Origin of the sequence: Gordonia sp. QH-12 (assembly GCF_001578675.1) — a bacterium.
GTDB classification, from domain to species: Bacteria; Actinomycetota; Actinomycetes; order Mycobacteriales; family Mycobacteriaceae; genus Gordonia; species Gordonia sihwensis.
In genome coordinates, this window is record NZ_KQ969329.1 from 1 (window position 1) to 1,247 (window position 1,247).

General features: G+C 70.1%; 1 protein-coding gene. It reads right to left on the reverse strand.

Annotated features, from left to right (window positions below):
* Nucleotides 1-75 precede the first annotated feature (75 nt).
* Complete coding sequence (locus tag Y710_RS18320; protein ID WP_062368134.1) at nt 76-1,152, reverse strand: hypothetical protein; 1,077 nt, start codon at nt 1,150-1,152, stop codon at nt 76-78.
* Nucleotides 1,153-1,247: the final 95 nt, after the last annotated feature.

Sequence of the window (1,247 nt, forward strand, 5' to 3'; positions counted from 1 at the left end):
GCTACCAGCTGCGCTACATCCGCATGCCGGTGAACTCGTCTTGTGGACGCTGTCGCTCACCGGCGAGAACAAACACTAGCGGTACGGCGGCGACATTTGCAAACCGGGGTCCCCGTCGGACCGTGGACTCCGCCAGATCAGCCGCTCCGCCTCGGACGCTCCGAGGTCGCTCGCGGCGAATGCGGTGACGTCGGCGGCTCGCTGACGGAGATGGTCGGCGACGCTCCGGTCGAATGCGGCGTCGACCCGGGACTCGAAGTCGTCGATCGGGGCAGTGGCATCGAGCCAGGCACGTCGGTCGAGCTGTTCTCTGGCGCGGTCGGCGCCCTCGGCGTACGTCAGGAACGCCAGGACTCGATCCGTGAGGGCGTCGGCGCGCTGGTCCAGGCCGCTCGACTTGTCGATGTAGGCGTTGACGATCTCCGGATCGGATGCGCGGGGGCCGAGGGGCTGCGAACCGAGGATTCGGCGCGCCCTGCGAATCGCGGCGGCGGACTCGGCGACCGTCCGAACCTCGGCGTCGAGGTCGATGCGGGCCTGGTATCGATCCAGCAGATCGTCGTGCCATGCCGGGTTCTGGTGCAGCCGCGCCGCCACTACGGCGGCCAGCACCGCCAGCCGGCCGTTCTCGTCCGCCTGCATCAGCCGTAGCGCGGCCTGCTCTTCGGAGTCCGGTCGGTAGCGCCGGCGCAGTCGCATGTCGGCGATCTCAGCGGTCTCCACGTGCTCGGGCGGTTCGACGAAAGGGAGCCAACTCAAGCCGACCGCTCGGGCGCGCAGGGTGAAGTCACGACCTCTCCAGGTGTCCAGCGCCAGCGCCAGGTGGCCGGACACCGTTCCGTCGCGGGCTGTCTCGCCGAACACCGTCTCGCCGCACGGGTCCGGGCCGCCCGCATCCGCGGCGGCCCGGGCGGCGTCGTCGTACTGCTGCTTGCGGATTCGGCGCGACTCGCGGAGACGCTCGGTGTGCGTCGTGAGTCGCCGAGCCAGTGCGTCTCGAACGGGCCGTGGGCGGCGAAGCGGGCGTCGGTCGTCGCCGTCGGAGCGTCGGGCATCGCGCGGGCGGTAATCGGAACTGCCGGACGCGGGCTGCCGGACAAGGATCGCCACGGCGACCACGACGAGTGCGGCGGCGACGAGCATCAGTGTCATGGACACAGCACAGCATGAGGGTCGGACAACGAGACGAGGCCCGGCGGTCGCCGGGCCTCGCTGTCGGATCTGGTGCGCGATACAAGGATTGAACT

Excerpts from the sequence above, each read along its gene's own strand:
- Y710_RS18320 (WP_062368134.1), bottom strand. The coding sequence starts at position 1,152 with ATGACACTGATGCTCGTCGCCGCCGCACTCGTCGTGGTCGCCGTGGCG.